The sequence below is a fragment of the Corallococcus macrosporus DSM 14697 genome, from assembly GCF_002305895.1.
Taxonomy (GTDB): domain Bacteria; phylum Myxococcota; class Myxococcia; order Myxococcales; family Myxococcaceae; genus Myxococcus; species Myxococcus macrosporus.
Genome location: NZ_CP022203.1, coordinates 1891328 through 1914492, shown reverse-complemented (window position 1 = coordinate 1914492; position 23165 = coordinate 1891328). Strand labels below are relative to the sequence as shown.

Sequence of the window (23165 nt, the reverse complement as noted above, 5' to 3'; positions counted from 1 at the left end):
CTTTAATCCAGAGAACCGGCCTCGTCACTCGGGCGCACCTTTTCCCAAGGGGGACACCATGACGACCCAGACGCAGCACCCGAACGCGCTGCTGCCCGAGGCACAGCGCGGTCCCGCCGAGCGGCTGCTGGACCTGGTGCTCAGCGGCTCCGCCCACCTGTGGCACAACCGGCCGGGCCTGGAGGTGAATGGCATCTGGCACGCGGCGGCGCACGCCACGCCGTTCCAGCGCGAGAAGGGACGTCCGGTGAAGCCGGGCCTCTTCGCTCCCGCCGCGGTGAGGCTCTACCGGCAGCTCCTGGACATCTACAAGCTCAACGCGGAGCTGATGGCGCACTTCGCGTCCTACGCGCTGACGCAGACGGACTGGCGTGACCTGAAGGTCGCGACGTGCGCGCTCATGCTGGTGCAGGAGCATGCGGGCCAGCCCGTGCGCGACGAGCAGGGCGGCGTGGCCTTCCACGACGACGACTGGCGGGCCATTGGCGAGGCGATGGTGCTCCACTACGAGCGCAAGTCGACGCGCATGCTCACGCCCAAGGCCGTGCTGCGCGTGGCGGAGCTGCTGGAGCACCCTGAGATTGCCCGGCTCAACCGCGAGGCGGGCTTTGGTGACCCGGCGTCCCGCAAGGCGCCGCTGGGCCGCTGGAGGCGCGTGGCGTCGAAGTGGCTGGCGGCGCGCGAGGCCAACCTGCCCATGCTCCAGGGACTGGTGAAGGCGGGCTACAAGGAGACGCTGAAGAAGCTGGCGCGCAAGGCGGGCTACAAGCCGCGCGCGCAGGGCTTCTTCGAGGTGCTCGGCTGGAAGCAGAAGCAGTCCGCGCAGGGCCACCGCGAGGTGGGCCTGAACGGGCTGACGCTGGTCAAGCGCGAGCGCTTCGACGGCCTGTCGGAGGCGGAGATCTGCGAGTGGGTCGAGCTGGAGCGCCTCTCCTACAAGGAGGTCGTGGGCCGGCTGCCGAAGGACGTGGGCCTCACGCCGGCCATCATGGCGGCGCTGCTGCCCTCGCTGTCGGACCGTGACTTGCGGCTGATGACGCCCACGCTCGAGGACCTGGGCCTGCTGACGGACCCGGCCATCCGCGCGCGCTGGGAGGAGGCCGTGCAGACGGCCACGGACCAGCGGGCGCTGAACATCGCGAAGAACGTCCGCGGCGAGGCGCTGCGGGCCAAGCTGGAGGAGGCCAGCGACAACGCGGCACGGCAGGCGGTGGCGGAGGCGACGGCGGAGACCGACGTGCGGGTGATGTTCCTCATCGACAAGTCGGGCTCCATGGAGGGGGCCATCGAGAGCTCGAAGGAGGCGCTGTCGCGCATCCTCGCGGGCTTCCCGATGGACAAGCTGCACATCGCCGCGTTCGACACCCTGGGCACGGTGCTGCGCCCGAAGGCCGCGAGCCGCATCGCCGTCCAGCACATGCTGGCGGGGCTGCGGGCGTCGGGTGGAACGGCGCACGCGTCCGCGGTGTACGCGCTGCACCGTGCCGGCGTGCAGGTCCCAGAGGGCGCGAAGCTGGTGGTCATCGTGGTGGGAGACGAGGCCGGAGAGGCAGGCGACCAGTTCGCCCGGGCATTCCGTGACCTCCGCATCCCGGTGTCGGCGATGGCCCTTCTGGTGTCGGTGGCACATGCGCGGGGCTCGACGGTCCGGACCTGCGCCGCGCAGTTGGGCGTGCCCTTCAGCGAGGTGGATGTGGCCCAGTTCGAGGACCCGTACCAGGTCCCCCGGGTGCTCAAGGCGCTGCTGGACGCGCCCACGCTGCCGGGAGCCCGCCAGTCCGGCTGGGTGGAGCGGGTGTTGCGCACGCCGCTGCTGAAGGTGGCGTGAAGGCAACGCAGGTGAGCAGGAGGAGGCGTCGTGGACTACCGGAAGTTCCTCGGGAAGGTGGAGTCGAGGGTGCTGCCGTATTTCGGCGGCGGCACCGTGGATTCCGCCTCGCGACGCCTCCGTGTCACCCCCCCAGTCAAGCCGGGGTGGTGGCGCTTCGACGTGAAGGGACGGGACGCCACGCCGCGTGAGCCCTCCGAGCCCGAGGGCCTGGAGGCGCTGCCTCGCGTGCGGGGCCACGTCTGGGGCCGCCGGCTGGTGCGCGAGGGCGCCGTGGCCGAGCCCCTGGAGCTGATGCCGGAGGAGGAGCCGCCGCGCCTGGCGCCCGTGAGCGCCCGTCGCTGGGTTGACGGCGCCCTGCTCTTCGAGTGTGTGGACTTCGAAAGCGAGGCCGAGGGCGCGGCGCGCCTCGCGCTGGAGGAGGACCAGCCCCTCTCTGGCATCCGGGGCGTGAGCGCCTCCCTGCGGGCCGCGTTCGGCTACGCCTTGCTGGCCCAGGTCAGCCGGGACGTGGGCATCCGCTTCGTGCCCGCCGAGGTCCGCGGCCGGATACTCGCGGTGGCGGAGGGGGGCCGTGTCCCGGCGGAGGCTTGCCTGCGGCGGCTGAGCCTTGAACGAGAGGCCCAGACTTCACGGCTGCGCCAGGCCCAGGCGCACGCCGAGCGGCGGGCCCTCTCCGCGCGCCTGGTCGCGGAGGCCCAGCGACGCACGGGCCCCCTGGGGGCAAGCGAGGACGGCATGCAGCGCGCCCAGCAGGCCCTGCTGAACGCGGGTGCCCGCCCGCTGGGCCTGCGGAGGCTCGCGGACCAGCGGCTGGAGGTGACGTATGCCTTCATGGGGGAGCGGTTCGTCTCCATTGTCGCGGCCGACTCGCTCCAGGTCCTGGACGCGGGCATCTGTCTGGCCGGCGCGGATGGGGAGGTCACGCTGGAGAGCCTGCCGTCCGTCATCCGTGAGGCCATTGAGACCGAGGTCCTGGTGGTGACCCGGTATGCCTGAGGAGCGGGCCATGCCCACACGAGAGGTCTGCCTGCTCATCAGCGGCGACGGCGAGGTGCTGTGGTGCGACGCATCCGACAGCCCGCTTCAGCTACCGGACTCGCGCGCCCGGTGGGAGGCCATCTGGCGGCTGCGCGACGTCCTGGAGGAGGTGGCGCACAGCCACCCCGAAGGCCCGCTCGGCTTCTCCGCCGAGGATGAGAGCACCATGGCCGCGCTCACCTCCGCGCTCGGCAAGCCCCTGCGCTTCTCCGTCGTGGCCCCCGAGGGCATGGTGGCGCGGCGACAAGGCCGGGACGTCCTGGTGGCGGACGAGCCCTGGTGGGCGGAGGCGCTGCGCAGCGCCTCCGGCATCCGCCACACGCCTGGTGGCCTCGCCTGACGCTTCAGACGGTGCGGGTCCAGAGGTCGCGGATGTCCGGGGGAAGCTGGCCCATGACGTCCTCGGCCTCCCCTTCGGTAATCTGGTCGCGGACGGCATCCATCACCGCCCGCACCACCGGCTCCACCGCGTCCGGTTGCAGGCTCAAGTCCTCCCCCACCCGGCGCAGCAGGTGCTCCCGGTGGAACTTGGGCGGTAGCTCGTCCTCATGCTTCTCGCAGCGGTGCAGCAGCAGGGTCAGCTTGCGAGGGAGCTGGTCCTCCAGGTCGCTTGCCTCCTCGCTGAGGATTCGCTGCTCCAGGGCGCAGAGCACGGCCACCGCGGCCTTTTCGGCCACCGCGGGCGACATGCCGCCACGCTCGCACAGGTGCTTGATGAAGGCCGCGTATGTCTGGCTCGTCCGGGACTCGTGCCGCAGTCGCCTGCGCACCTCGATGGGCGTGTCCCGGCGGCTGGTCTGACGCTCGCTGCCCTGCGGAGCGCCCTTTCCCTGCTCGCGGTCATTGGGCATGGGCTGTCCTTCCTTCATGAATGGCGTGTGCGCCTCACGGTGCCCACGCCGTCCGGAAGGAGCACGACGCAGCGGCACGAAGGTCGTGCCGCCGCCTCCCCGCTCGCTACGCGGCCTTGCTCCGAACGTACGTCTCGAAGAGCTCCCCGAAGAAGAACCGTCCGAAGCGGGCGAGCGCCGCCAGCCGCTGCACCGTCCCCTGCGCATGGAGCACTCGCAGGGTGGAGAGCTGCACCGCGAAGTCCTTGGCGTTCAGCCGCAGGTAGCCCCGGGCGATGCAGGGCCCCGAGGCGTCCTCGCCGTGGAAGATGGACACCAGCAGCCGCGTGGTGTCCACCCACAGGTCCGGCCCGTCGTCGTCGTGGACGTCCTTGTAGCCGTCGACGAAGAAGCGCTCGCCGGACTCGGAGACCAGCGGAAGTTGATAGCGCATCCGCCGTCCTCCGGGACGGGCGCCCTCGTGGGTCATCAGGTGCAACACGCCGTGCTCCACCGTCATCGGCCGGGAGGACAGCACGGGCGCCACCACGCTGCCCGACAACTGCATGGGGTGCAGCGGATGCGCCAGCGTCGCCTCCAGGTCCCGTGTGTCCACCGTGACGATGAAGCGGAAGGGCGACGTGTCCCGGCGCGCGGGGTCCCCGGCCCGCAGGAAGTCCTCGTCGGCTCCGGCGGAGATGTACCCGTACATCGTCTCGGTGAACTGCACGGCCAGGGGCCGCGCGGGCTTCGGGCCCGGGGCCTCCGGCACCGGCGAGTAGTCCACGCTCCAGCCGTGCCGCCGGGCCATCAGCGCCACGGTGCGCTCCGCCACCGCGGAGATGGTGAGCAGCGGGTTGATGCCCAGCGGCCTTGGAATGACGGAGCCGTCGATGACGTAGAGCCCCTCGTGGACCTCCGTGCCTTCAGGGCCCGCGAAGACGCGGCCCTCGTGGTCCACCACGCCCTCTTCCGCGCGCTCCCCCATGGCGCAGCCGCCCAGGGGATGGGTGCACAGCAGCTCGTGGCCGGTGAGCTTGTTCCAGAGCGGGTTGCGCACGAAGGTTCCGCCGAGCGCCTCCGTGGCGCGGCGCAGGCGCTCATCCACCCGCGTGAAGACGGCCTGCCGGCCCGCGTCCGGCCAGTAGACGCGGACCCGGTCCCCCGACAGCCGCAGTTGTCCCGCGCCGTCATCATGGGACATCACGAGGAACGTCTGCGTGTTGCGCATGGCCCCGTGGTACGGCCCGCGCACCGCGCTGTCCGCGATGCGCGCCAGCTCCTCCACCCGGTCGATGACGCCCCGGTCCGTGTCCTGGCCCGCGAGGGCCGACGCCGCGGCCAGGAGCGCCGTCACGGGCCGCGCGAGCGCCGCGGGAATGGCGCCGTTCTCGATGACCATGCCGTCCTCCTGCCGCAGCGTGGCCCGGTCATCAATGATGCCGCTGATGGTGGGGCCCACGGGCTCGCGGCCCGCGGCGGGCGCCTCCCCCAGCCCCACGCCATGGACAGGGACGTCCGTGTTGTAGCCAAAGGCCATCACGTCCCCGTTGTTGCTGAAGCGCTGCCCAAGCTGCCCGGAGAGCGGCAGCCCCAGCGCCTTCGAACGCAGCAGGATTTCCGCCGTGCCCAGGGTCCCCGCCGCCAGGATGACGCGGTCAGCGGTCAGCCACAGGTCCGGCGCATCGAAGCGCTCGCGGCCCGCGTTCATCGGCCGGTAGTACACGCGCCACCGGTCTCCATCGCGCGCCAGGTAGCGCACGCCCACCTCGGTGAAGAGCTTCGCCCCGTGGCGGTGCGCGTCCGGCAGGTAGTTCATCAGCACGGAGTTCTTCGCGCCGAAGTTGCAGCCCGTCATGCAGTCACCGCACAACGTGCAGGCGCCCTGACGCACCCCCGCGGCGTTGACGCCCTCCTCGAAGGTGACAGTCAATGGCGGCCGGCGGAACGTGCCGCCCAGCTTCTCCGCGGACCGCGCCAGCGCCACCAACGTGGCCAGCGGCGGCGCGGCCTCCGGATAGGGCAGCGGCCGCAGCATGTGCTCGGCCCAGGCGAAGCCGTCCTCCAGCAAGCCGTCCACGTCGGCGCGGAACGCGTCCGGCCAACGCGTGTCCAAGAACACGCGGGGGTCCGGCCGCATGGCCACGTTGGCGTTGATGAGCGACGTCCCGCCCAGGCCGCAGCCCGTGACGACGGAGACGTCCCCGCCCCGGTGGAGCTCGAACAAGGCCGTCGGGCTGCCCACGTCGGCCGCGGCCTCGGGGTCGAAGTGCACCTGGAGCTCGGACATGAACTCGGCGTCCGTGCGCGGGTAGTCACCGGGCAGCAACTCCCGGCCTCGCTCCAGGACACAGACCTGCTGGCCCGCGCGCGCCAGGCGGCTGGCGGTGATGGCCCCTCCGTACCCCGAGCCCACCACCACCACGGCGTAATGCGACGCCAGCTCACTCCAAGGTGACGACAACCTCCGCATTGGCGCTCCCCATGACAGCTCCCGCCCTGGCCCCAGCTCCACTCCGCGGCTTGGGGTGCTACCGCCAGTGCGGGGTGGCGGGAAAGAGCGGCCAGGGGGACAGACGCCCGGGCCGCCGTTCCTTGAGGCTCCAAGCGCTGGAGCCACCCGTGGACATAGAGGCGGTTCGGACGGCGGTCAAAATCAGGGGCGGGCCCCTACTCCAGCTCGGCGGCTTCGCCGTCCGCGCGACGGAGTGCGTTGACGAGCCGGTGCGCGTGCCGTGTCGTCTCCGGCTCGCGGTACTTCGGGCTCACCTTCAGCACCAGGTCCACCGCCGTGGGCAGGTCCATCAAGTGCCCCGGGGACACGTACACGGGCTGCACGCCCTTGCGCGTGCGCACCGCCATGCCCACGACGTCGCCCCGGTGCATGAGGGGCGCGGTGGAGCCCCGCGCCTCCCCCAGCGGGCCATGCGTCCCCACCAGCAGGGACTTGGCGCAGCCGATGGAGGGCACGCCGAACAGCAGCCCTCCATGACACGCAATCCCCATGCGCCGCGGATGGGCCGTGCCCTGGCCGTCGAAGATGACCACGTCGGGGCGCACCGTGAGCCGCTCCCAGGCGGCGGCGATGATGGGCAGTTCGCGGAAGGACAGCAGGCCGGGCACATAGGGGAAGTGCAGCGTCACCGCCGCCCCGGCCCGCGCCACCGGCGCCAGCGTCGCCACGTCCAGCACGACGAGCCCACCAAAGCCCGTGTCCTTGCCCTTCTCCGTGGAGATGTCCGCGCCCGCGACGCGCTCCACCTTCAAGCCGGGGGGTGGACTGAGCACCAACTGCTCACGCAGCCGGCGCTGCAACGCCACCGCCTCCGAAGGCGTGACGTTCCACCGGCTCACCTCGGGCTGTAGCTCCATGCACGCACCACCTCCTCAACCAATCTGAAGGGCCCGTCCCGCGGGGCAACCCGGGCGTTGCCCCAGCGTGGACTGGTGAACGCGCGGCGCGCCGCCATGGCCTCGTGACGCGGCAGCCACCCCACGAGCGATGGGCAGCAGAACGTCCACCGGAAGCCGCCGTCCGCGGCGGCGCATGGCCAGACATCGCGCCTTGGAGCGCCATGGCGTGTTCAATCACCGACCGCTGTCTCATCCCTCCAGGCTGATTCAAGATTAAGCCGTTTTTGATGTACACCCGTTTTACCCATCACAACCAACTCCTCTGGGTAAAACATGAATCGACACACACTGAAGCTGTTCGTCTCCGTGGGCATGATGTTGCTGATGGGGGCGTGCGCATCACGGCAGGTCCCCTGCAAGGACCGCACGGTCAGCAGGCCCACGGTTGGCCAGAAGCGGGCCGGCAAGTTCATCACGGTGAAGAAGAAGATTCCGGGTGAATACATTGTCGTCCTGAAGTCACCCGCCCAAAGCCTGGAGCAGGTCCAGGTCCAGCAAGCCACGGCGAACCTCACCACGGCCTACGGCGGCACCGCCTTCGCGATGTATGAGAATGCGTTGCGTGGTTTCGCGGCCAAGATGACGCAGGCGCAGGCACGGGCCATGGCGAACGACCCCGCAGTGGACTACGTGCAGGAGAACGGCGTGGTCAAAATCGCCGAGAGCCAGCAGGGGCCCACCTGGGGCATCGACCGGATGGACCAGCGCAAGCTCCCGTTGGACAAGCTCTACACCTTCACCGCGACGGGCCAGGGTGTGCACATCTACATCCTGGACACCGGTGTGCGCTTCTCGCACCGGGAGTTCGGCGGCCGGGCCTCGGTGGGCTTCGACGCCATTGGCGACAGCATGCGGGGCAACGACTGCAATGGCCACGGGACGCACGTGGCGGGCACCGCGGCGGGCGCCTCCTACGGCCTGGCGCGCAACGCGATTGTCCACTCCGTCCGAGTCCTGGGCTGCGACGGCTCCGGCGCCACCTCTGGCGTCATCGCGGGCGTCGACTGGGTGACGCGCAACCACGTCTCGCCGGCCGTCGCGAACATGAGCCTGGGAAGTGACGTGGACCCGGCGCTCGACGACGCGGTCCGCCGCTCCATCGCCGCGGGCGTCACCTACGTCGTCGCCGCGGGCAACGAGGACAACGACGCCTGCAAGCACTCCCCCGCCCGCACGCCGGAGGCCATCACCGTGGCCGCCACCGACAACAAGGACAAGCGCGCCACCTTCTCCAACTGGGGTGACTGCGTGGACGTCTTCGCGCCGGGCAACAAAATCAAGTCCTCCTGGCACTACGGCGACAAGGAGAGCCGGGAGCTGAGCGGCACCTCCATGGCCACGCCGCACGTCACGGGGCTCGCCGCGCTGTTCCTGGAGGCGAACCCCACGGCGAAACCCGAAGCGGTGGCCAGCGCGGTGAACGCCAACGCCACGCCGGACACGGTGTCCAACCCGGGCTGGTGCTCGCCCAACCTGATGGCGTACTCGGGCTTCATCACCGCGATTCCGGGGCTGCCCGTCGTGCAGCTCAAGGACTACCTGCCCAAGCCCGCCGTCGTCAGCAGCAGCGAGCCGCGGTAGCCCCGCGCCAGACACCGGCGAAGCCCTACTCCCGCCTCGCCGTGCCCAGCCTTTCGTTGCGGGCTTGATGGCGCACGAACTCGCAGTGGGGCGACCTGGACACGCCCGTCTTGCAAATCTCACGCATCAGGCGACGGGACTCGGCGAGGTTCTTGGGAACCCCGAGTCCCGTCGCGTGCATCCGCGCGAGGTCCTCACAGCCCAGGTACCGCCCCTGCTGGCAGTGCTTCTCGAAGGTGTTCATGGCCACGCGGATGTTCTTGGGGACGCCCACGCCCTCGAGCTGGAGCCGCGCGAGGCTGAGGCAGGCCTGGGCGTCGCCCGTCTCACAGCCCATGGAGAACGCCTTCGCGGCGCTGGTCCCGAAGCGCTGTGGGTTCCACGAACCCGCGAGGTACAGGTGTCCGAGCTCGGTACACTGGACGCGGGACGAGGCGCAGAGCCGCACCGCGGACGACAGGGCGGTGTCATAGCTCTCGGGCCGCAGCGCCCAGCACGCACGGCGGGAGTCCGGATGCTGCGAGGAGGCCTGGCAGACCTTGCGCAGGCGCTCCTCCGACTCGTCCGGCCAGGCGATTGAACCCCGGCGGCTCCCCATCGACTGGCTCGCAAGGCCCAGCTCGATGCATCCGTTCAGGTTGCCCAGGGAGCAGCTCCGCGCGAACGCGGCCAGGGCCTCGGCGTGGCGGGACGCCTCCAGGTGCAACCGGCCCAACCTCAAGCACGGGCGCGCCTGGGCAACATCGCATTGCTGCCGGCAGAGGACCGCGTCCCCCTCGGCGCACTCCTGGCCCCAGGCAGCCGGCGCGGGAACGGGGCTCAGGAAGAACTCCACCATGTCGTCGGCCTCGTCCCCTGCGCCGCTCGTGCCCGCGACGAGCCCCATGAGCATTCCCCCGGACCTGTGCTCCCCCCGTCCAGGGGCCGTGTAGCGGGAGCCCTGTGAATCCACCAGGCCCAACTGGACGGAGGGCGCCACCGCGGCGCAGTCCACCTCGGCGGTCAGCTCCAACTGGCTGCGGTGCCCTGCGTCCGCCGCGATGAGCGCTTCGCCAAGCGGCTTGACGCCGGCGGGCCCGCTCGGCTCCCCGTAGACGGGCTCCCTCGACATGCGCACCTGGACGGTCTGCGAGACGCCCAACGGATTGTCCAACACCGCCAGGACACTGAGGGCGCACCGCCCATCCCGGTCGCGGAAGAGCTTCCACCCGCCGGAGCGGATGCCACCCCGGAGGAGCCCCACGAGGTTCTCTCCAGGGAGCACCAGGCTCACGTTGGTGTTCTTCACCCGCGCCACCGCGAGCCCCACCAGCGCGCCCTGCGCATCCAGCACCGGCCCCGTCGTCTGCCCGTAGTTGACGCCGACGTCCACATGAAGGAAGCGCACCTGCTGGTTCGAATCCCGCTGCACGCTGGCCACCGCGCCCGCCGCGGCCTGCGCCGAGGGATTCTTGCGGAGCAGCTTGCCGTCCTCCCCCAGGCGGTAGCCCAGCACCCGCACCGGCGTGCCACTGTCATGCTTCGAGGCCGACGCGGGCTCCAACGGCTCCGCGTCGTCAGGACGTCCGACCACCGACAGGAGGACCATGCCCGCCTCGGCGCTGGCGCGCAGCACCTCCGCCTTACGGTCCACGGACTCGGGCTGCGCCGGACGGAAGCGGACCGTCATCTCGGGCAGCGCGGTGCCCGGCCGCCACGCCTCGCCCAGGGCATCGAGGCTCGCGATGACCAGCAGGTGGTGCTCGCCCTTGCGCCCGACAATCACCCCCGCGGTGCTCCCCTGGGCGGAGCGCACCAGCACGGTGGCCGCGCGGGCGCGCGCTTCGCCTTCGGCATGGAGCGCCTGCTGCGAGGCCTCGGCCACCTCCAGCTCCCGGTCATCGAAGGTCAACGTGAAGTCCTTCGCGCGGCGCAGCCAGTCGGACACCGTCTCGGTGGAAATCACCACGCTGGTCGCCGAGCCCTGCACGTGCGCCACCGCCACGCCGAGCACGCGCCCGCTGGCATCCACGACCGCCCCGCCGCTGTTGCCCGGGTTGATGCCCACGTCGACCACCCGGAGCCCTTTTTCGAGCAGCGGCGCTGGCGTCCGCGAGGCCATCCAGCCCGCATTGAGGGAGACCTCCGGATAGGTGCCTCGCACGGCCAGGGAGCCGCCAAACGGGAAGCCCACCACGAACAGCGGAGAGCGAGGGGGCAGCTTCGCGGTGTGCCGGAAGTCCAGCGCGGGCCAGGTACCGAACGCCTCCGTGAGCGACAGGAGCGCCAGGTCCTGCTCCTCATCCGAGGCCGCGACGATGGCATCAAAGACCTCTCGCCTTCCGCTGCGCGTCATCATCACGACCTTCACGAAGCGCGGCACCTCCCCCTTCTCGCGAATCACATGGTCGTTCGTGATGACGAGCGTGCGCTCGTTCTCGCTGTGGATGACGAAGCCGCTTCCGGACGCCTCGCCGGAGAGGACCTGCACCGCGGCCTGCCGCACCTTGTCCAGCACCCCGGCCTCCAGCCGGGGCGTCACGACCTGGAAGGCGAATGAGGCCACGATGTCCGCCAGCTCCTGGTCCAGCGAGGCGAACCGGTGGCGGGGCGCGACGGCGTCGATGAAGAAGGCGTAGTCCCCCTGCACCACGACCGCCGCATGCGCTTCCATGGGCTGGCCGTCCTTGCGCAGCCGGAGGTGGTAGCGGCGCGCGGCATCAAAGGTCCCGTCGATGGGCTCCGTCGCCACGACCTCGGTGTCCTCGGCGCCCTCTTCCGCGTCGGGCCGACCTTCCAGCATCTTCTCGGCGGCCTCGTCCAGGTCCACGCCACCCGCCCCCGGGACGTGCAGCACCCGCGTGGACACCACGGCCCCACGCGCTGGCAACAGCCACACGCGATCGAACCCCGGGCTCATCTTCGCCACATGCTCCGGACGCGCCTGACGCCAGCCCGTGGCGGGGAACGTGAGCGTGTAGTCCGCGTCCAGTCCCTGAACGTCCGTGACGGCTCCCGGCTCCAGCGCGCCGTCGAGGCGCAGCACCCACCCATCGAGCGGCGACGTCTGCGTGAACCGGGAGGACAGCAGGACCACCAGGATGAGGCAGGTGGCCCCACTCACCAGCGCGCCCGCGGTCTGCCGCCGCGCCCCTGGCGCTCCCACCAACAGGAGCAACAGCCCCAGCATCCCACCGGCCTGAAGCACCACCACGGACGGAGCCGCGAAGGCCGCCGTGCCCAGCATCAAGAGCAGGCCCAGGAACAGCCGGACGAGCATCAGCGAATGCGCCCGCCTCGCCCCCACCAGCAGGCCCACGGCCAGAGCCACGTCCACCGCCGAGGACACCCACCCCGACACATCCACCACGCGGCTGTGGGGATACAAGAAGTGCCCCGCCACCGTCAGCGCCGCGTTGACGAGCAAGAAGACAGCCGCGATGCGCGCGCCCGAAGTGGACTCCTCCGGAACCCAAGCGCTCCACCTGGCGCGAAGACGCCCAGCGAGCCCTGGTGCGCGCGCCGCACGCGGAGCAGGAGCGGGACGCACACGGCGCGGGGGCGCCGGCGCCTCCGGCTCCAGGTCCACGTCGATGGAGAAGTCACCGAGGACCTCCTCCTCTTCAACCCGCCTCCGCGAGGAAAGGACATTCGCCGAAGCGTCCGGCGCCGTGCGCACGGCGGAGGTGGAGCGCTGGCATCTCGGGCATAGCGGCGCGGCCTGCCGTTCATGCAGGAAGGCGCAATGCGGGCACTGAATGCGGGTGTCCATATGCATCCGTTCCGCAGCCCTCCTCCGGGAGGTCGCGGACCGGGCCTTGTGTGATGAAGCCTCTCCGCGGCGACTGGCAAGCGCATCCGCGCCAGAGAGGCACGGCCGACTCTAGTGCCACGACTCCTGGAGGAAAAGGAGCCCCCTGTGAATGCAGCCACCGCGTCCGCGACGACGCGCGCGCTGAAGACACAGAATCGTCCTGACACGAAACAACGGGTCAACATGGACCTGGATGCCACGCACGGCATCAAAGCCAGCGATTCAAGAACACGCCGCAATCCCATCTGGGATTCCCCAGCGCGACAGGGTTGACGCCGCCTGCCGGGCCCTGGCGTCAATGACAGACGGACTCGCGGGGCGGCGTCAGGACACGCGCCGTTCCCCGTCCCGGCGTGAAGCTCCACCGGACGCAGACTCGCGCTCCGCCGGACGCGCGAGGAGGCGCACACGACGATGGCCACGCTCAACATCACCTATGACGGCATGTCCGCGGACGTCCCGGTGGAGTTGGACGGCCCCGTGCCGGACGCCGACATCCGCCGCATCGCGACGGAGCTGGTCCGCTCGGGCGGCGTGCCCGGCCTCCACCTGAGCCAGCTCCGTGATGACGCGTTCGCCCACTTCGTCGTCGACCGGCTCCGGGGCGCTCGCGGAGAGGAGCGCATCTACCTGCGCCCCAAGGTCCCCTTCGGGGCACGGTAGGGGCCCGCCATGCGCATCCTCTTCTGTGGTGTGGGGGCTATTGGCTCCTTGGCGGCGGTGCTGTGCCGCAACCTGGATGCCACCCTGGTCTTCGTGGACTTCGACCGGGTGGAGTCCAAGAACCTGCTCTCGCAGGCGTATGTGAAGCCCTCGGTGGGCAGGAACAAGGCGGAGGCGCTGAAGCTCCAGCTCCTCAACCTGCACGGCGTGAAGGCGGAAGCGCATGGCGTGCGGCTCACCCGGGCCAACGCGGCGGCGCTCTGCGGTGGCGCGGACCTGCTGGTGGATTGCATGGACAACCACCACAGCCGCCAGGTGCTCATCGACTACGCGCGCCAGGCGGGAAAGCCGCTGGTGCACGGCGCCGTCAGCGCGGACGGCACCTTCGGCCTGGTGCGCTGGGACGACCGCTTCGTCCCGGATGCCGAGGACGCACCGGGCCAGGCCACCTGCGAAGGGGGCGCCCACCTTCCCTTGCTGGGCCTGCTCGCCGCCACGCTGGCGCGCGCCATCCAGGACTTCGTGAAGCAGGGCACCCGCCGTGATTCGCTGGTGAACCTGAGCGCGGTCGTGTCGTAGGGACTGTGCGGGGCGCTTCAAGCGACCCGGCACGCCTGGTCGAACGAGAGCCGAGGGTTTCGAGGGTGGAGCTGCGATGAATCGCCGTAGCCCAGGTTGAGCAGGAGGACGCTCCGCCACTTCCCGTCGGGAAAGAACGCGGCATCCACGCCCGCGGGGTCAAAGCCGCCGAGCGGTCCCACGTCGAGCCCGAGCGCCCGCGCGGCGAGAATCACGTACCCCGCGCCGAGAAACGCGCTCTGCTCCGCGAGCTTCGCGCGGCCTTCGGCGGGGTAGCCGGCCATGACGTCCCGCATCTCCGGGCGCGCGGGGAAGAGCTGCGGCATGAACTCGTAGAACGCCGAGTCGTAGGCCACGATGGCCGTCACGGGCGCGGTACGGACCTTGTCGAAGTTGAGCGGAAGCACCGCCGGCAGAAGCTTCGCCTTCGCGTCAGCGCTCTTCACGAACACCAGCCGCATCGGATGGGCGTTCGCGCTGGTGGGCCCCATCCTCGCGAGCTCGTAGACCCGCGCCAGGAGCGCATCGTCCACCGGGCGGTCGATCCAGGCATTGTGCGTACGTGCTTCACGGAAGAGGAGCGCGAGCTCCTCGGAACGGGCTTCGGACATGGCTTCACCTTTTCGGCGCGCGCGCGGCGGCTCCCTTGATGGAGCGGGCGACGCACGCGCAACGGGATTGGCCTTTAAATACGGAGCGCGCTATGGACGCTCAATGCCTCCTCGTCCGAATAAAGTAGCCAGGCGTCCTGTCGAGCTGGACCTTGAGGACCCCCGTGGCGACGCCCTGGCGGATGTGCTGGGCGTCTCGCTCCTGCGCAACGCGCTCTACAAGCGCATCGAGGCACGGGCGCCGTGGGGAATTCGCCTCCGGACACACGAGCGAGCGGTGTTCTATCTCATCGCTCGCGGGGCAGGCCGGCTCGAGGTCGAAGGGGAGCGCCCACTCGACCTCTCCGTCGGGGACGCGGCCTTCCTCCCGCATGGAACGGGTCACGTCCTGCGCGACGCCCTGACGACCCCGCCGCTCGATGCCCACGACGGCAGGCGCTGCACCGAGCCAGGTCCAAGGAAGCTCGGGGGAAGCGGCGCACCGACGTCCATCCTCACCGGTTTCTTCGACCTCGGAGGGCGTCCGCCGTCACTGCTCGCCAGCCTGCCGCGCGTGGTCGCGCTGAGCCCGAACGACCGCGCGACGGCGCCGTGGGTCTCCGCCACGCTCCAGCTCCTCCTCGCCGAGGCAGCCCATCCCGGCCCGGCGAGCATGCTCGTGCTCCAGCGCCTCGCGGACGTGCTGTTCGTCCAGGCACTGCGCTCGCTCGCCACCACCGGTGGGACTTCGGGACACGTGTGCAGACATCCAGGCATCGCGGCGCTGGGCGATGACGCCATCCGCGAGGCGCTCGGGCTCATCCACCAACGGCCTGGAGCGCACTGGACGGTCGCCTCGCTCGGGACGCAGGTGGGCCTCTCACGCTCCACCTTCGCGGCGCGGTTCACCGAGCTCGTCGGTGAGCCGCCGCTCGAGTACATCGCCCGGTGGCGCATGACACGCGCGGCGGAGTTCCTGCGCGACACCGACCTGGCCATCGACGACATCGCGGCTCGCGTAGGCTACGAGAGCGTGCCTTCGTTCAGCCGCGCCTTCGTGCGCTTCCGCGGAGAGCGCCCCGGCGCCTATCGAAGGAGCGCGCGCGAACGTGCCCGGCTCGACGCTGAGCCCACGCCGGGATGAGCGGTGTCCGCGGCACAGCCCCGCGCGAAAGCGGCGTTTGAAGCGGGCTTCGCTCCATGCCTGTCAGAGATGAATTTCCGGAGCGTCTCTTCCTCCCAAGAAAGGGGCGTGATGCCATGACGATGATTTCGCGGAAGTATCCGAAGAGCGCCCAGTCTCCGAGCAACCCCTGGTTCGACATCGACGCGGCTCCGTCCTTTTGCGGCGGGCTCCGCGCCAATTCCAAGAGTCCGCCCGACTCCCGCTGACGCACGCGCCCCTCATCCGGACGCGTCAGGCTCCGCGGAGGCCGGGCTCCCACCAGGGAACCCGGCCTTTTGTCGTTCCGGGCCGGTGGGTTCGACTCCCAGCGTCCCCAATCACAGACAACTTCATCACCTGGGTGTAGCTCAGCCTGGCCAGAGCGCACGGTTCGGATCCGTGAGGCCGCAGGTTCAAATCCTGCCACCCAGACATCACGCCTCCGTAGCTCATCGGTCGAGCACCCGCCTCTTAAGCGGGTGGCGAGGGTTCGACTCCCTCCGGAGGTATCACATTCCCCGGTAGCTCAATTGGCAGAGCACGCGGCTGTTAACCGCGGGGTCGAGGGTTCGAATCCCTCCTGGGGAGCTACTTGAAGGGTCCTACCAACCGGTAGGGCCCTTTTTGTTTAACAAGGGCCTCGCGATGATATCGCGGGGCCTTCGTGCTTAAGCCGCTGAATCCCAAGGGATTCTGGCTCGCGGTGACGAAGAGGGCGCTCTCGGCTCTCTACCCCGCAGAGCGAGATGCCCCTCTCCTCCGCCGCCGATTGGGCTCTCTGGACCGCTCTTTCACCCGTTTTGGGGAGAGAGAGGCCGAGAGTGGTTAACAGTTTTGTTAACCACTTCGGGCGACCGATTCTAACAATCCAGGGCTTTCGATGTCGTACCTTCCAGGGTTGCTTCGCTTCCCTGTCTCCAAGACGGCCCGGAGCCTTTTGAGGCCAGTCCGGCCCTTCGTTTCTGTTAACCGAGAGAGCGAAACGCCCTCAGTCCTTACTGGGTACTCCTGATTTCGTCTCGCGCGCAGACTCTCCGAGACGGCTCTCAGAAACTCTTGGCCGCGTCCTCGGCACGGCCCTCTGCCCCTCCTCTCGGCCCTTGCCCGCGCGCCGTGGTGGCTCCGGCTGGGCGAGGACGGGGACAGCCCGAGGATGCGCCCGCGTTCGCCGCCAGCGCCCGTTGCGGGGCCGTGTCGAGGCCCGCGCAGCGGTCCGCCGCGCCCGCCCCAAGACGGCCCCGCTGATCTGCGGAGGCGAGGCCGTTTCCGCCCGCGAGGAGCTGCGCGCGAACAAACACCGCCTGCCTGCGCGAGAAGGCATGAGTTTCCACGCAGTTTCGAGCGAAGCATGCACTGCTACCTTCGCCGCTTTCGCAGCATGCGGAGGGGACATCCATGGCGGAAGGCGCCCTGCTGAACCTCATCACCCTCGGCTACGCCGGCCGGTATGAGGCAGCGGCCACCCGGGCGGAAGGCGCGGGCAGCGCGCTTCGTGCCCTTGAAGTCGAGACACAGGGCCAGGCCGATTACCTCTAGATGCTTCCGTCGCCAAACCTAGCCATCGCCATACCCTCCAACTTACCTTTCACCAAATCATACTTCGCATGCGTCAAATAGGCATGAACACCAACCCAAGGAATAACATTGAGGTGAATCACCTCAACGCCACTCTGCTCAATGAGGCCGGCCAATACTCCAGCCATCGGCCGAGTAAGTTCGTCCGTCATATACAATCCAGTCAAACCAATCTCCTCAAGCACCACAGGCAGGAGTTCTCGCCGCATCCTCTCCTTGGCCTCTTCTTGCTCGAGATTTCTCACCTATTTCCTCCGGAATAGAGCCCTGAGCGGCTCTGTTGATAGCCGGCCCGGTAGACTCTAGCGCGACGCCCAATGTCGCCACCACACTAAGTAGGTCGGAAGAAGCTCCTGAAGGAGTGGCGAGGGTCACGCCGTGGCGGAGTTCCCTATCCGTCTCTACGCGCTACATCGGGAAGAGGGAGATGGCGTGGATGTGCGTGGTCCGTCGGTTTCGCCGACCAGAGCCCTGCTCTTCAGGGTTGAGCCCCCCCGTGTCTTGGGTCTGCGGCTGAATCAGTTGCGTGCCAATTCTCCCATCGATGTGCCTGTAGATGCTTTCAAGAAAAAGCTGGAGCGCGCTGATCTGCGTCCCCGCCGCGTCCTCATAGAACCAAGAGGCGTATCCTACGTCATCCGAGTCGTGGATAACCGCGCTCTTTCCTAGGTGGTATGATTCATCGATGCCAGTCACGTAGTCCGGAAGCATCTCGAACGTGTCGTGATCAAAAGACTTCCACTCCCCTTCATGTGGAAAACTACGAAGATAGCTCCCAATGCTATCGATTGACTTTGCATCATAAATGAAGAGGTGTGTCTGCACATGAGGAATGTACGGCAGACGACGAAAATACCGAACGGCATCGTGCATGATGCTCTTATTGATCGTGGTCTTGACTTCGATTATCGAGAGCACCGCTTCTGGTCGAAGGATCACGATATCATGAAGCCGATACACGGGCGCGTGCCGATGCCGGTCGTACAGGACGATGTCCATTTGGGGGGACAAGACGTCATCATTACCAAGTACGAAGCCTTGCGCGACGCCGACGGATTCAGGAAGGTGTTCCTTAAGGAACTCGCGAAGTACAGTCTCCGTGAGCGTACCGATAGTAGGGTTGTGGTTGGTGACAAATACGCGAATCTGAGCGAGACGCGTCATGAGTTGTTGTGCGGTAAGATGGAAGTACTGATTCATACCTAGTCTCGTCTCCTTTGAGGCTCCGATGCTCCTCTCCTGCTCATGTGAGCGAGTCGTCCAGCAGCGATTGACGGAACGGGCGGAGAAGAGCTTGGCACCTCGTCACGTGGGGGGGGCACCGCCCTACTCCTCCACGCGGACAACCTGCCCCTGCTGAATGAAGAAGTACCTCGTGTTGATGACCTTCCCTCCGAAGGCGTTCTTCCCACGGAAGGAGCTCTTCACAATCCAGTAGGCGTCGCGGGCAACAGGAGCCGACGACGAGACATGCTCATAGCTGTCCGGGTCGTTCATCACCTTCTTGAGGTACCGCTCCACCTCCGGCACCGAGCCATCCCAAGGTGAGTTCAGCGGCTTCTCCCCGCGCATCTCCACCATCACCTTCTGCGCCTGACGCTGGAGTTCGAGCTTCTCCAGCCCTGGCTGGATGCGCTTGCGTTGCTGGGCGGCCTGGCCCGACAGCATGTTCCACTCCTTCGACTTGGCGACCTCGAGTCCCTCAAATGCCTTCAGGGTGGCGTCAGCAGCGTTCAGCTCCGTCTCCGCCGCTTCCCATTCCTTCGCCTTGGCATGGGTCAATGCACGCGCCAGCCCAGCGGAGACTTCCGGCCCCTTGTTCTTGAAGTCCTCCTTGCCGCGCAGCTCCCTCGCGCTCGAAAGCGCGGTCGCCGCGTCTGCGTTGCCTGGAGACAAGGCACTCGCCCTCTCCAGGAGGGGCACTGCCTCTGCGAGCTTCGCGGCGGCCAGCGACTCGCGGCCCTTGGCAAGGTACGCCACACCGCACCCGGCACGGCCTTTCTCGGGGATAGCTCCGACGTCCCCAAAGCTGTTGCAAAGGTCTACTGCCTCCTGGGGAGCCGTCGACGCAACCAGCGCAGCAATGCGCGAGGACACGTCCTCTTCATGAGCGCGACTTGCTTCCGCCTTCTGCCGCGCCTCTTCGATGGAGGCCGCCTTCGCAGCTTCGCTGCGCGACTTCTCGTTCCCGTTCCCGATGGCGCCGAAGACGACAATGCCAGAAGCAATTGCGCCAATGACGGCAGCGCTGCGGTGCTTGGAGTCCTTCTTCCTGAAGATTGCGATGGACCCAGCGAGGGCGCCCGCTCCCAGCACCGCTCCAGGGTATCCAAGCCTCATGACCCAGCCCATGAAGGCCAGCACGAAGCAGGAGGCGATGAGCATGACAAGGACGGGCATCCCCTTCGGCGGCGTTGGCTGCGAAGGAGGAGGTGAAAGCGGTTGAGAAGGAGAGGCCTGACTCATGCCGGGATGATGCCGCCTTCCCTACTCCTCTCGTCAAGCCGCTACTACGGCTCTTGGTGAGTCTCTCTCTGAGAGCCGAAGACCGCCCCGAAGAATCGCTCCGTGCCCGCACGTTTCTGTCTCTGCCCGCGGGCAGAGACGCTCCAGAAGCTGCTCGTCCATGCCTTCAGGCGCGACTCGTCCGAAGGCAGAGCGCAACCTCTTCGTCCATACCTCTCAAGGGTGAGTCCCCAACTCCTCGACGCCCCAGGGAAGGCTCGCTACTGTTGTCCCCCGGTGAGGAACAGAGCTCGATGCAGCCATGGCACAGCACGCGGAGAAGGCTGCCCGTGGCGCTGACCGGCGCCCGCTGTGGACATGGGCCCTTGGGGCTGTGCTGTCGCTAACGCCGCCAGCCTCGCGAGCATAGCGGGTCGGACCCAACTCCCCTCCGGAAAGCCCCTAGGCCCCAACTTCCTGCGCTGTACATTCTTGTTCGCCATGCATCAACTCCAACACCTAGCCACGTCCGTCGCGCTGCTCCTCTCTCTGAGCCCCGTGGCATCAATAGCCGCTGGAGAAGAAGGCACGTGGGTCGACTGTCCTCGCCACCTCATGAACCACGGGCGCCACCGAGTCGTCGGCCCCCCCGCACTGACTCCAACATGGTGGACACGGACGATTGTCGAACGGGTTCGCTCGTGCCTCGACTGCGATGTGACGAGCCTTGGCGCGTCACCATTGGTCGTATCGATCAAGTCCAACGACTTCGGTCGCAGCCTGCGGCTCGTAGTAGAGAATCTTGGAGACGGCGGTAAGCAGCGGGAGATTTCCCTGGGCCGGTCTCCAGACGGATCGATGCGCGGACACCCTAGCGCCGCAGTGATTGGGGATGTCCTGGCCGTTGCTGCGCAGTTCGGCAGAAGCAGCTACGTCCTCTATTTCGTCGATACCAAGAAGATGCGCCTCGCGAAGACAGCCAAGCTATCGATGCCACCTCTCACTGAAGATGGCATGACCGACGGCCACGCCCCCTATCTCGCCGCCGGCCCTGACAGGTTCGGTGTCGCGATTGGCCATTCCGATGAACTCGTCTGGCTTGAGTACGACGTCCGCGGGAGAGAGCGAGTCCCCCCTCGAGTCCTGACAAACAGCCTAGCTGTCACTACAAAGCCGTGGGTCGTGTGGGCTGGCGAGAACTTCTCCGTGCTCACCAATCGCACCGTCGGCTCAGGCTTCAGCAGCAGGCAAGCTCCTGAGCTTCTCTCCATCACTCCGGACGGAGCAGCATTCAAGCAGCTCACAACACTTGATGGCTTTGCCCTAACTCCCGAAACCCGAACGTGGGTGGTTAGCGGCCGTCTCATCTTTGAGGGAGGAGCGCACTTCCTCGCAGCGAAAACATACCCACTCTCCGTGTCGAAGAAATCAAAATTCCAGCTCTTTCGCGTAGGCCGCAGCGGTGCCGTTGAGGCTCGCGAGTGCCCTGATATCGATGAAGAATGAGGAACCCCTCGCGTCAAGGACAGCTCGCCGAATGAAGCCCATACATTCATTTAAAATTACATACGAGTTTGGAAGCCATCTCCAATGCTGAGCTGCAGACCACATCTCAAGAACTGCAAGAGAAGCTGCACATCAGCCAACAGGAACGTCCGCAGGAGCAATTCATGCCAGATAGCGGTTTTTTCCAGCCCTTTGACCCGAGATGGAAGAGCGGACATGAGGCCTTCGCCGACCACTACGACCAGCTCGTTTTCCGCGCCTGCAACCTAAGAGGCGACAATCCACCTCGCGAATCCCTAGGCTCGCGCGACAACAAGAGGTGCGCACTTTGCAACAAAACGGAAGGCGAAACCAAATTCAGCAAAGAGGCGCACCTCATTCCTGCAGCCTTCGGAAATCGACACCTCTTCTCGTATGAAGAATGCGACGCATGCAATGGAGGGTACGGCGAGACACACGACAACCAACTGGCGAGCATGTTCCATCCACAGCGCGCCGTTGGTCGCGTCAGGGGACGAGCGGGCACCGCAAAGCTGAGGCACCCGGGAGGAGATTCACATATCGGCGGAGGTCAGTTTGACGGACCACTACCAGTCGTGCTGAGCGGCAGCGACACCACCTTGGAATTCAAGGTGTCCGAAGCGAGCAAAACAGCAACCCTCAGCATGTATGCGCCGCCCTATCGCCCCGTGGATGCAATCAAGTCAATCTTGCGGTCCACCTGGCTGTCACTGGAGGCCGCAGAGCGACAGAAGCATTCGTTCATTCGAGACTTCATTCTCGGGAAAACCAGCTTCTCCCCCACTGAATACTTCGAGTTCTTCATCCCAACCGGATACTCAGCAACAGTTCTTGAGTGCTGGCAAAAGAAAGCATCCAGTCAACTACCAACTGCACAACTCATCGTTCGATTCTCCTGCGTCAACACGTCCCTTGTATGGTGCGCTCCCGATGCTCGGGACGGAAGGCACTTTCCCTCACTGCTTCCTCCGATTGAAGGGCTACCCGCAGACTCACGCCCCACTGGAACCATGACAGCGGTAGCGAGCTCCGACGCCGAATACAAACCCCAGCGAGCAACCTATTCCATCGCCTTTGAGCAACGAATCGCGGGCAACCAAAACCAACCACCCCCAGTCATTCGGCCCCCCAAAAAAGAGCGCCGGAAGGCCGATGTTCGCCTGGAACTGACGAAGCCAGATGGCAACACGCTAACCATCTCAAGCGTCCCAATGATCGAGCAAAGGCAGGATCAAAAAATCGGACGCTACCTATTCGAAGGGGGGGCCTTGGCGGGCTCCGTGCTCGTTCACGGCGACATGGCCTCCGGTCAAGCCCAGTTGCATGCAGAATATAAGCTTCACACTGCCCCCGCCCAAGATGCGCGCAGGACGCTTGATTTTATTCTGGCGCTGAAGCGCTCTGGCGGAATCCTTAAGGTGTACAGCATCAAGACCGGAGCCCTCATAATGCGGATGGAGCCCTCTCCCACCGACAAGTCTGCCGAGGAGCCTCCAGTTGCAAAACTCCTCGATTGGCTCTCCGTGATCAATCGTGAGTTCGGCACCGACATTAGAATTCCGCAAGGGGCAGATGCCTTAGCCCCAGAAGACGCAGAACTCCTAGCGGTGGCCATTCAGTATGGTGCGGTAAAAACACCGCCGAAGGAGCCTCTTCAGGTGTTCATCCCTCCCGATGACCTGAACGGCTTTCTCGAAAGCCTCAATACATATCAGGACTTGGAGTACTTCTCCGAGCCAACATACAGAGTATTCGGGCACGCGTTCCAACCAGGCATGGTACGCACCATCCTCATCAACCCAAAAGCAAATAGCACTACCGACACGAAGGCTCCCGAAGACGCAGTTCCCCAGCAGAACGAGACTGTGCGCCTACATCTCCACTGCGAGTCAGCAGTCCATATCTTTGAGAGATGGGTAAAGGGCGAACAGCGACAGCCATTTGATTGGGAGAGGTCTAATCGGGGCAGCCAAGCTTCACCTGGGCCTTTGACCGAGTGAATCCGATTCGTAATCGTTGGTAATTGGACCACCTCTTCTATGGCCTGATTCCTCAAGGGGGCGCATCTCGGGTGGAGATGCGCCAACTGCCAGGCGTTAGCGAAGGCCAAGTGAGATTTCCGACCCTGCCTGAT

General features: G+C 67.0%; 18 protein-coding genes and 3 tRNA genes. 13 read left to right on the top strand and 8 right to left on the bottom strand.

Annotated elements, in window-relative coordinates:
* Positions 1 to 58 precede the first annotated feature (58 nt).
* From MYMAC_RS08145 to MYMAC_RS08135, 3 genes are read left to right on the top strand one after another with little or no spacing between them, the layout of a single operon-like run.
* Complete coding sequence (locus MYMAC_RS08145; RefSeq protein WP_095957660.1) at positions 59 to 1828, top strand: vWA domain-containing protein; 1770 nt, start codon at positions 59 to 61, stop codon at positions 1826 to 1828.
* 30 nt (positions 1829 to 1858) lie between these two features.
* Positions 1859 to 2827, top strand: a complete 969-nt coding sequence (locus MYMAC_RS08140) for a hypothetical protein (RefSeq protein WP_095957659.1) — start codon at positions 1859 to 1861, stop codon at positions 2825 to 2827.
* Between the two features lie 10 nt (positions 2828 to 2837).
* The gene (locus tag MYMAC_RS08135) at positions 2838 to 3209 is read left to right on the top strand and encodes a hypothetical protein (RefSeq protein ID WP_239989415.1); all 372 of its coding nucleotides are present in this window, start codon (positions 2838 to 2840) and stop codon (positions 3207 to 3209) included.
* Positions 3210 to 3213: 4 nt separating this feature from the next.
* Here the strand turns inward: MYMAC_RS08135 and MYMAC_RS08130 are convergent, their stop codons facing one another.
* From MYMAC_RS08130 to MYMAC_RS08120, 3 genes are all read right to left on the bottom strand, one after another.
* Positions 3214 to 3720, bottom strand: a complete 507-nt coding sequence (locus MYMAC_RS08130) for a DUF2267 domain-containing protein (RefSeq protein ID WP_013935356.1) — start codon at positions 3718 to 3720, stop codon at positions 3214 to 3216.
* Positions 3721 to 3826: 106 nt separating this feature from the next.
* Positions 3827 to 6172: a GMC oxidoreductase gene (locus MYMAC_RS08125; RefSeq protein ID WP_095957657.1), complete on the bottom strand. Its 2346-nt coding sequence runs from the start codon at positions 6170 to 6172 to the stop codon at positions 3827 to 3829.
* Between the two features lie 197 nt (positions 6173 to 6369).
* The gene (locus MYMAC_RS08120; RefSeq protein WP_095957656.1) at positions 6370 to 7071 is read right to left on the bottom strand and encodes an endonuclease V; all 702 of its coding nucleotides are present in this window, start codon (positions 7069 to 7071) and stop codon (positions 6370 to 6372) included.
* Positions 7072 to 7386: 315 nt separating this feature from the next.
* Here MYMAC_RS08120 and MYMAC_RS08115 point away from each other — a divergent pair, with 315 nt between their 5' ends.
* Positions 7387 to 8694 carry a S8 family peptidase gene (locus tag MYMAC_RS08115; protein WP_095957655.1) on the top strand — a complete coding sequence of 436 codons (1308 nt, stop codon included), beginning with the start codon at positions 7387 to 7389 and terminating at the stop codon, positions 8692 to 8694.
* Between the two features lie 25 nt (positions 8695 to 8719).
* On the opposite strand, the gene MYMAC_RS08110 is transcribed toward MYMAC_RS08115, so the two are convergent.
* A complete protein-coding gene (locus MYMAC_RS08110) occupies positions 8720 to 12100 on the bottom strand; it encodes a bifunctional trypsin-like peptidase domain-containing/SEL1-like repeat protein (protein WP_170114712.1) in 3381 nt (1126 codons plus the stop codon).
* An 801-nt stretch (positions 12101 to 12901) separates the two neighbouring features.
* Here MYMAC_RS08110 and MYMAC_RS08105 point away from each other — a divergent pair.
* Positions 12902 to 13150 (top strand): hypothetical protein, encoded by a 249-nt coding sequence (locus tag MYMAC_RS08105; RefSeq protein WP_095957653.1) that lies wholly within the window; start codon positions 12902 to 12904, stop codon positions 13148 to 13150.
* A gap of 9 nt (positions 13151 to 13159) precedes the next feature.
* Positions 13160 to 13729 carry a HesA/MoeB/ThiF family protein gene (locus MYMAC_RS08100; protein WP_095957652.1) on the top strand — a complete coding sequence of 190 codons (570 nt, stop codon included), beginning with the start codon at positions 13160 to 13162 and terminating at the stop codon, positions 13727 to 13729.
* A gap of 17 nt (positions 13730 to 13746) precedes the next feature.
* Here MYMAC_RS08100 and MYMAC_RS08095 read toward each other — a convergent pair whose 3' ends face one another.
* Positions 13747 to 14340, bottom strand: coding sequence for a malonic semialdehyde reductase (locus tag MYMAC_RS08095; RefSeq protein ID WP_095957651.1), 594 nt, complete (start codon positions 14338 to 14340; stop codon positions 13747 to 13749).
* A gap of 103 nt (positions 14341 to 14443) precedes the next feature.
* On the opposite strand from MYMAC_RS08095, the gene MYMAC_RS08090 reads away from it, so the two are divergent.
* The 5 genes from MYMAC_RS08090 (at position 14444) to MYMAC_RS36725 (ending at position 17020) form a co-directional block, all read left to right on the top strand.
* Positions 14444 to 15463: an AraC family transcriptional regulator gene (locus MYMAC_RS08090; RefSeq protein ID WP_239989414.1), complete on the top strand. Its 1020-nt coding sequence runs from the start codon at positions 14444 to 14446 to the stop codon at positions 15461 to 15463.
* Between the two features lie 378 nt (positions 15464 to 15841).
* Positions 15842 to 15916: transfer RNA gene (locus MYMAC_RS08085), tRNA-Pro, on the top strand.
* A 6-nt stretch (positions 15917 to 15922) separates the two neighbouring features.
* Positions 15923 to 15993: transfer RNA gene (locus MYMAC_RS08080), tRNA-Lys, on the top strand.
* A gap of 6 nt (positions 15994 to 15999) precedes the next feature.
* Positions 16000 to 16072 (top strand) — tRNA-Asn (locus MYMAC_RS08075).
* A gap of 807 nt (positions 16073 to 16879) precedes the next feature.
* Positions 16880 to 17020, top strand: coding sequence for a hypothetical protein (locus MYMAC_RS36725; RefSeq protein WP_157757474.1), 141 nt, complete (start codon positions 16880 to 16882; stop codon positions 17018 to 17020).
* On the opposite strand, the gene MYMAC_RS08070 is transcribed toward MYMAC_RS36725, so the two are convergent.
* The 3 genes from MYMAC_RS08070 to MYMAC_RS08055 all read right to left on the bottom strand — a co-directional run bounded on the left by MYMAC_RS08070 (position 17017) and on the right by MYMAC_RS08055 (position 19444).
* On the bottom strand, positions 17017 to 17304 hold the full coding sequence (locus tag MYMAC_RS08070; RefSeq protein ID WP_095957649.1) for a hypothetical protein: 288 nt from the start codon (positions 17302 to 17304) through the stop codon (positions 17017 to 17019). The two genes, MYMAC_RS36725 and MYMAC_RS08070, sit on opposite strands and share 4 nt — an antisense overlap.
* 163 nt (positions 17305 to 17467) lie before the next feature.
* Complete coding sequence (locus MYMAC_RS36720) at positions 17468 to 18259, bottom strand: DUF6602 domain-containing protein (RefSeq protein ID WP_157757473.1); 792 nt, start codon at positions 18257 to 18259, stop codon at positions 17468 to 17470.
* 126 nt (positions 18260 to 18385) lie between these two features.
* Complete coding sequence (locus MYMAC_RS08055) at positions 18386 to 19444, bottom strand: transporter (RefSeq protein ID WP_239989413.1); 1059 nt, start codon at positions 19442 to 19444, stop codon at positions 18386 to 18388.
* 801 nt (positions 19445 to 20245) lie between these two features.
* Here MYMAC_RS08055 and MYMAC_RS36715 point away from each other — a divergent pair.
* Both MYMAC_RS36715 and MYMAC_RS08050 read left to right on the top strand, forming a co-directional pair.
* Complete coding sequence (locus MYMAC_RS36715; protein ID WP_157757472.1) at positions 20246 to 21010, top strand: hypothetical protein; 765 nt, start codon at positions 20246 to 20248, stop codon at positions 21008 to 21010.
* A 68-nt stretch (positions 21011 to 21078) separates the two neighbouring features.
* Positions 21079 to 23031, top strand: coding sequence for an HNH endonuclease (locus MYMAC_RS08050; RefSeq protein ID WP_204817474.1), 1953 nt, complete (start codon positions 21079 to 21081; stop codon positions 23029 to 23031).
* The last annotated feature ends 134 nt before the right edge of the window (positions 23032 to 23165 follow it).

Bases quoted from the DNA above. Each gene is read 5' to 3' on its own strand.
- MYMAC_RS08145 (WP_095957660.1), top strand. From the start codon at position 59: ATGACGACCCAGACGCAGCACCCGAACGCGCTGCTGCCCGAGGCACAG.
- MYMAC_RS08135 (WP_239989415.1), top strand. From the start codon at position 2,838: ATGCCCACACGAGAGGTCTGCCTGCTCATCAGCGGCGACGGCGAGGTG.
- MYMAC_RS08130 (WP_013935356.1), bottom strand. From the start codon at position 3,720: ATGCCCAATGACCGCGAGCAGGGAAAGGGCGCTCCGCAGGGCAGCGAG.
- MYMAC_RS08125 (WP_095957657.1), bottom strand. From the start codon at position 6,172: ATGCGGAGGTTGTCGTCACCTTGGAGTGAGCTGGCGTCGCATTACGCC.
- MYMAC_RS08120 (WP_095957656.1), bottom strand. From the start codon at position 7,071: ATGGAGCTACAGCCCGAGGTGAGCCGGTGGAACGTCACGCCTTCGGAG.
- MYMAC_RS08115 (WP_095957655.1), top strand. From the start codon at position 7,387: ATGAATCGACACACACTGAAGCTGTTCGTCTCCGTGGGCATGATGTTG.
- MYMAC_RS08105 (WP_095957653.1), top strand. From the start codon at position 12,902: ATGGCCACGCTCAACATCACCTATGACGGCATGTCCGCGGACGTCCCG.
- MYMAC_RS08100 (WP_095957652.1), top strand. From the start codon at position 13,160: ATGCGCATCCTCTTCTGTGGTGTGGGGGCTATTGGCTCCTTGGCGGCG.
- MYMAC_RS08095 (WP_095957651.1), bottom strand. From the start codon at position 14,340: ATGTCCGAAGCCCGTTCCGAGGAGCTCGCGCTCCTCTTCCGTGAAGCA.
- MYMAC_RS08090 (WP_239989414.1), top strand. From the start codon at position 14,444: ATGCCTCCTCGTCCGAATAAAGTAGCCAGGCGTCCTGTCGAGCTGGAC.
- MYMAC_RS36725 (WP_157757474.1), top strand. From the start codon at position 16,880: ATGGCGGAAGGCGCCCTGCTGAACCTCATCACCCTCGGCTACGCCGGC.
- MYMAC_RS36720 (WP_157757473.1), bottom strand. From the start codon at position 18,259: ATGAATCAGTACTTCCATCTTACCGCACAACAACTCATGACGCGTCTC.
- MYMAC_RS08055 (WP_239989413.1), bottom strand. From the start codon at position 19,444: ATGCTCATCGCCTCCTGCTTCGTGCTGGCCTTCATGGGCTGGGTCATG.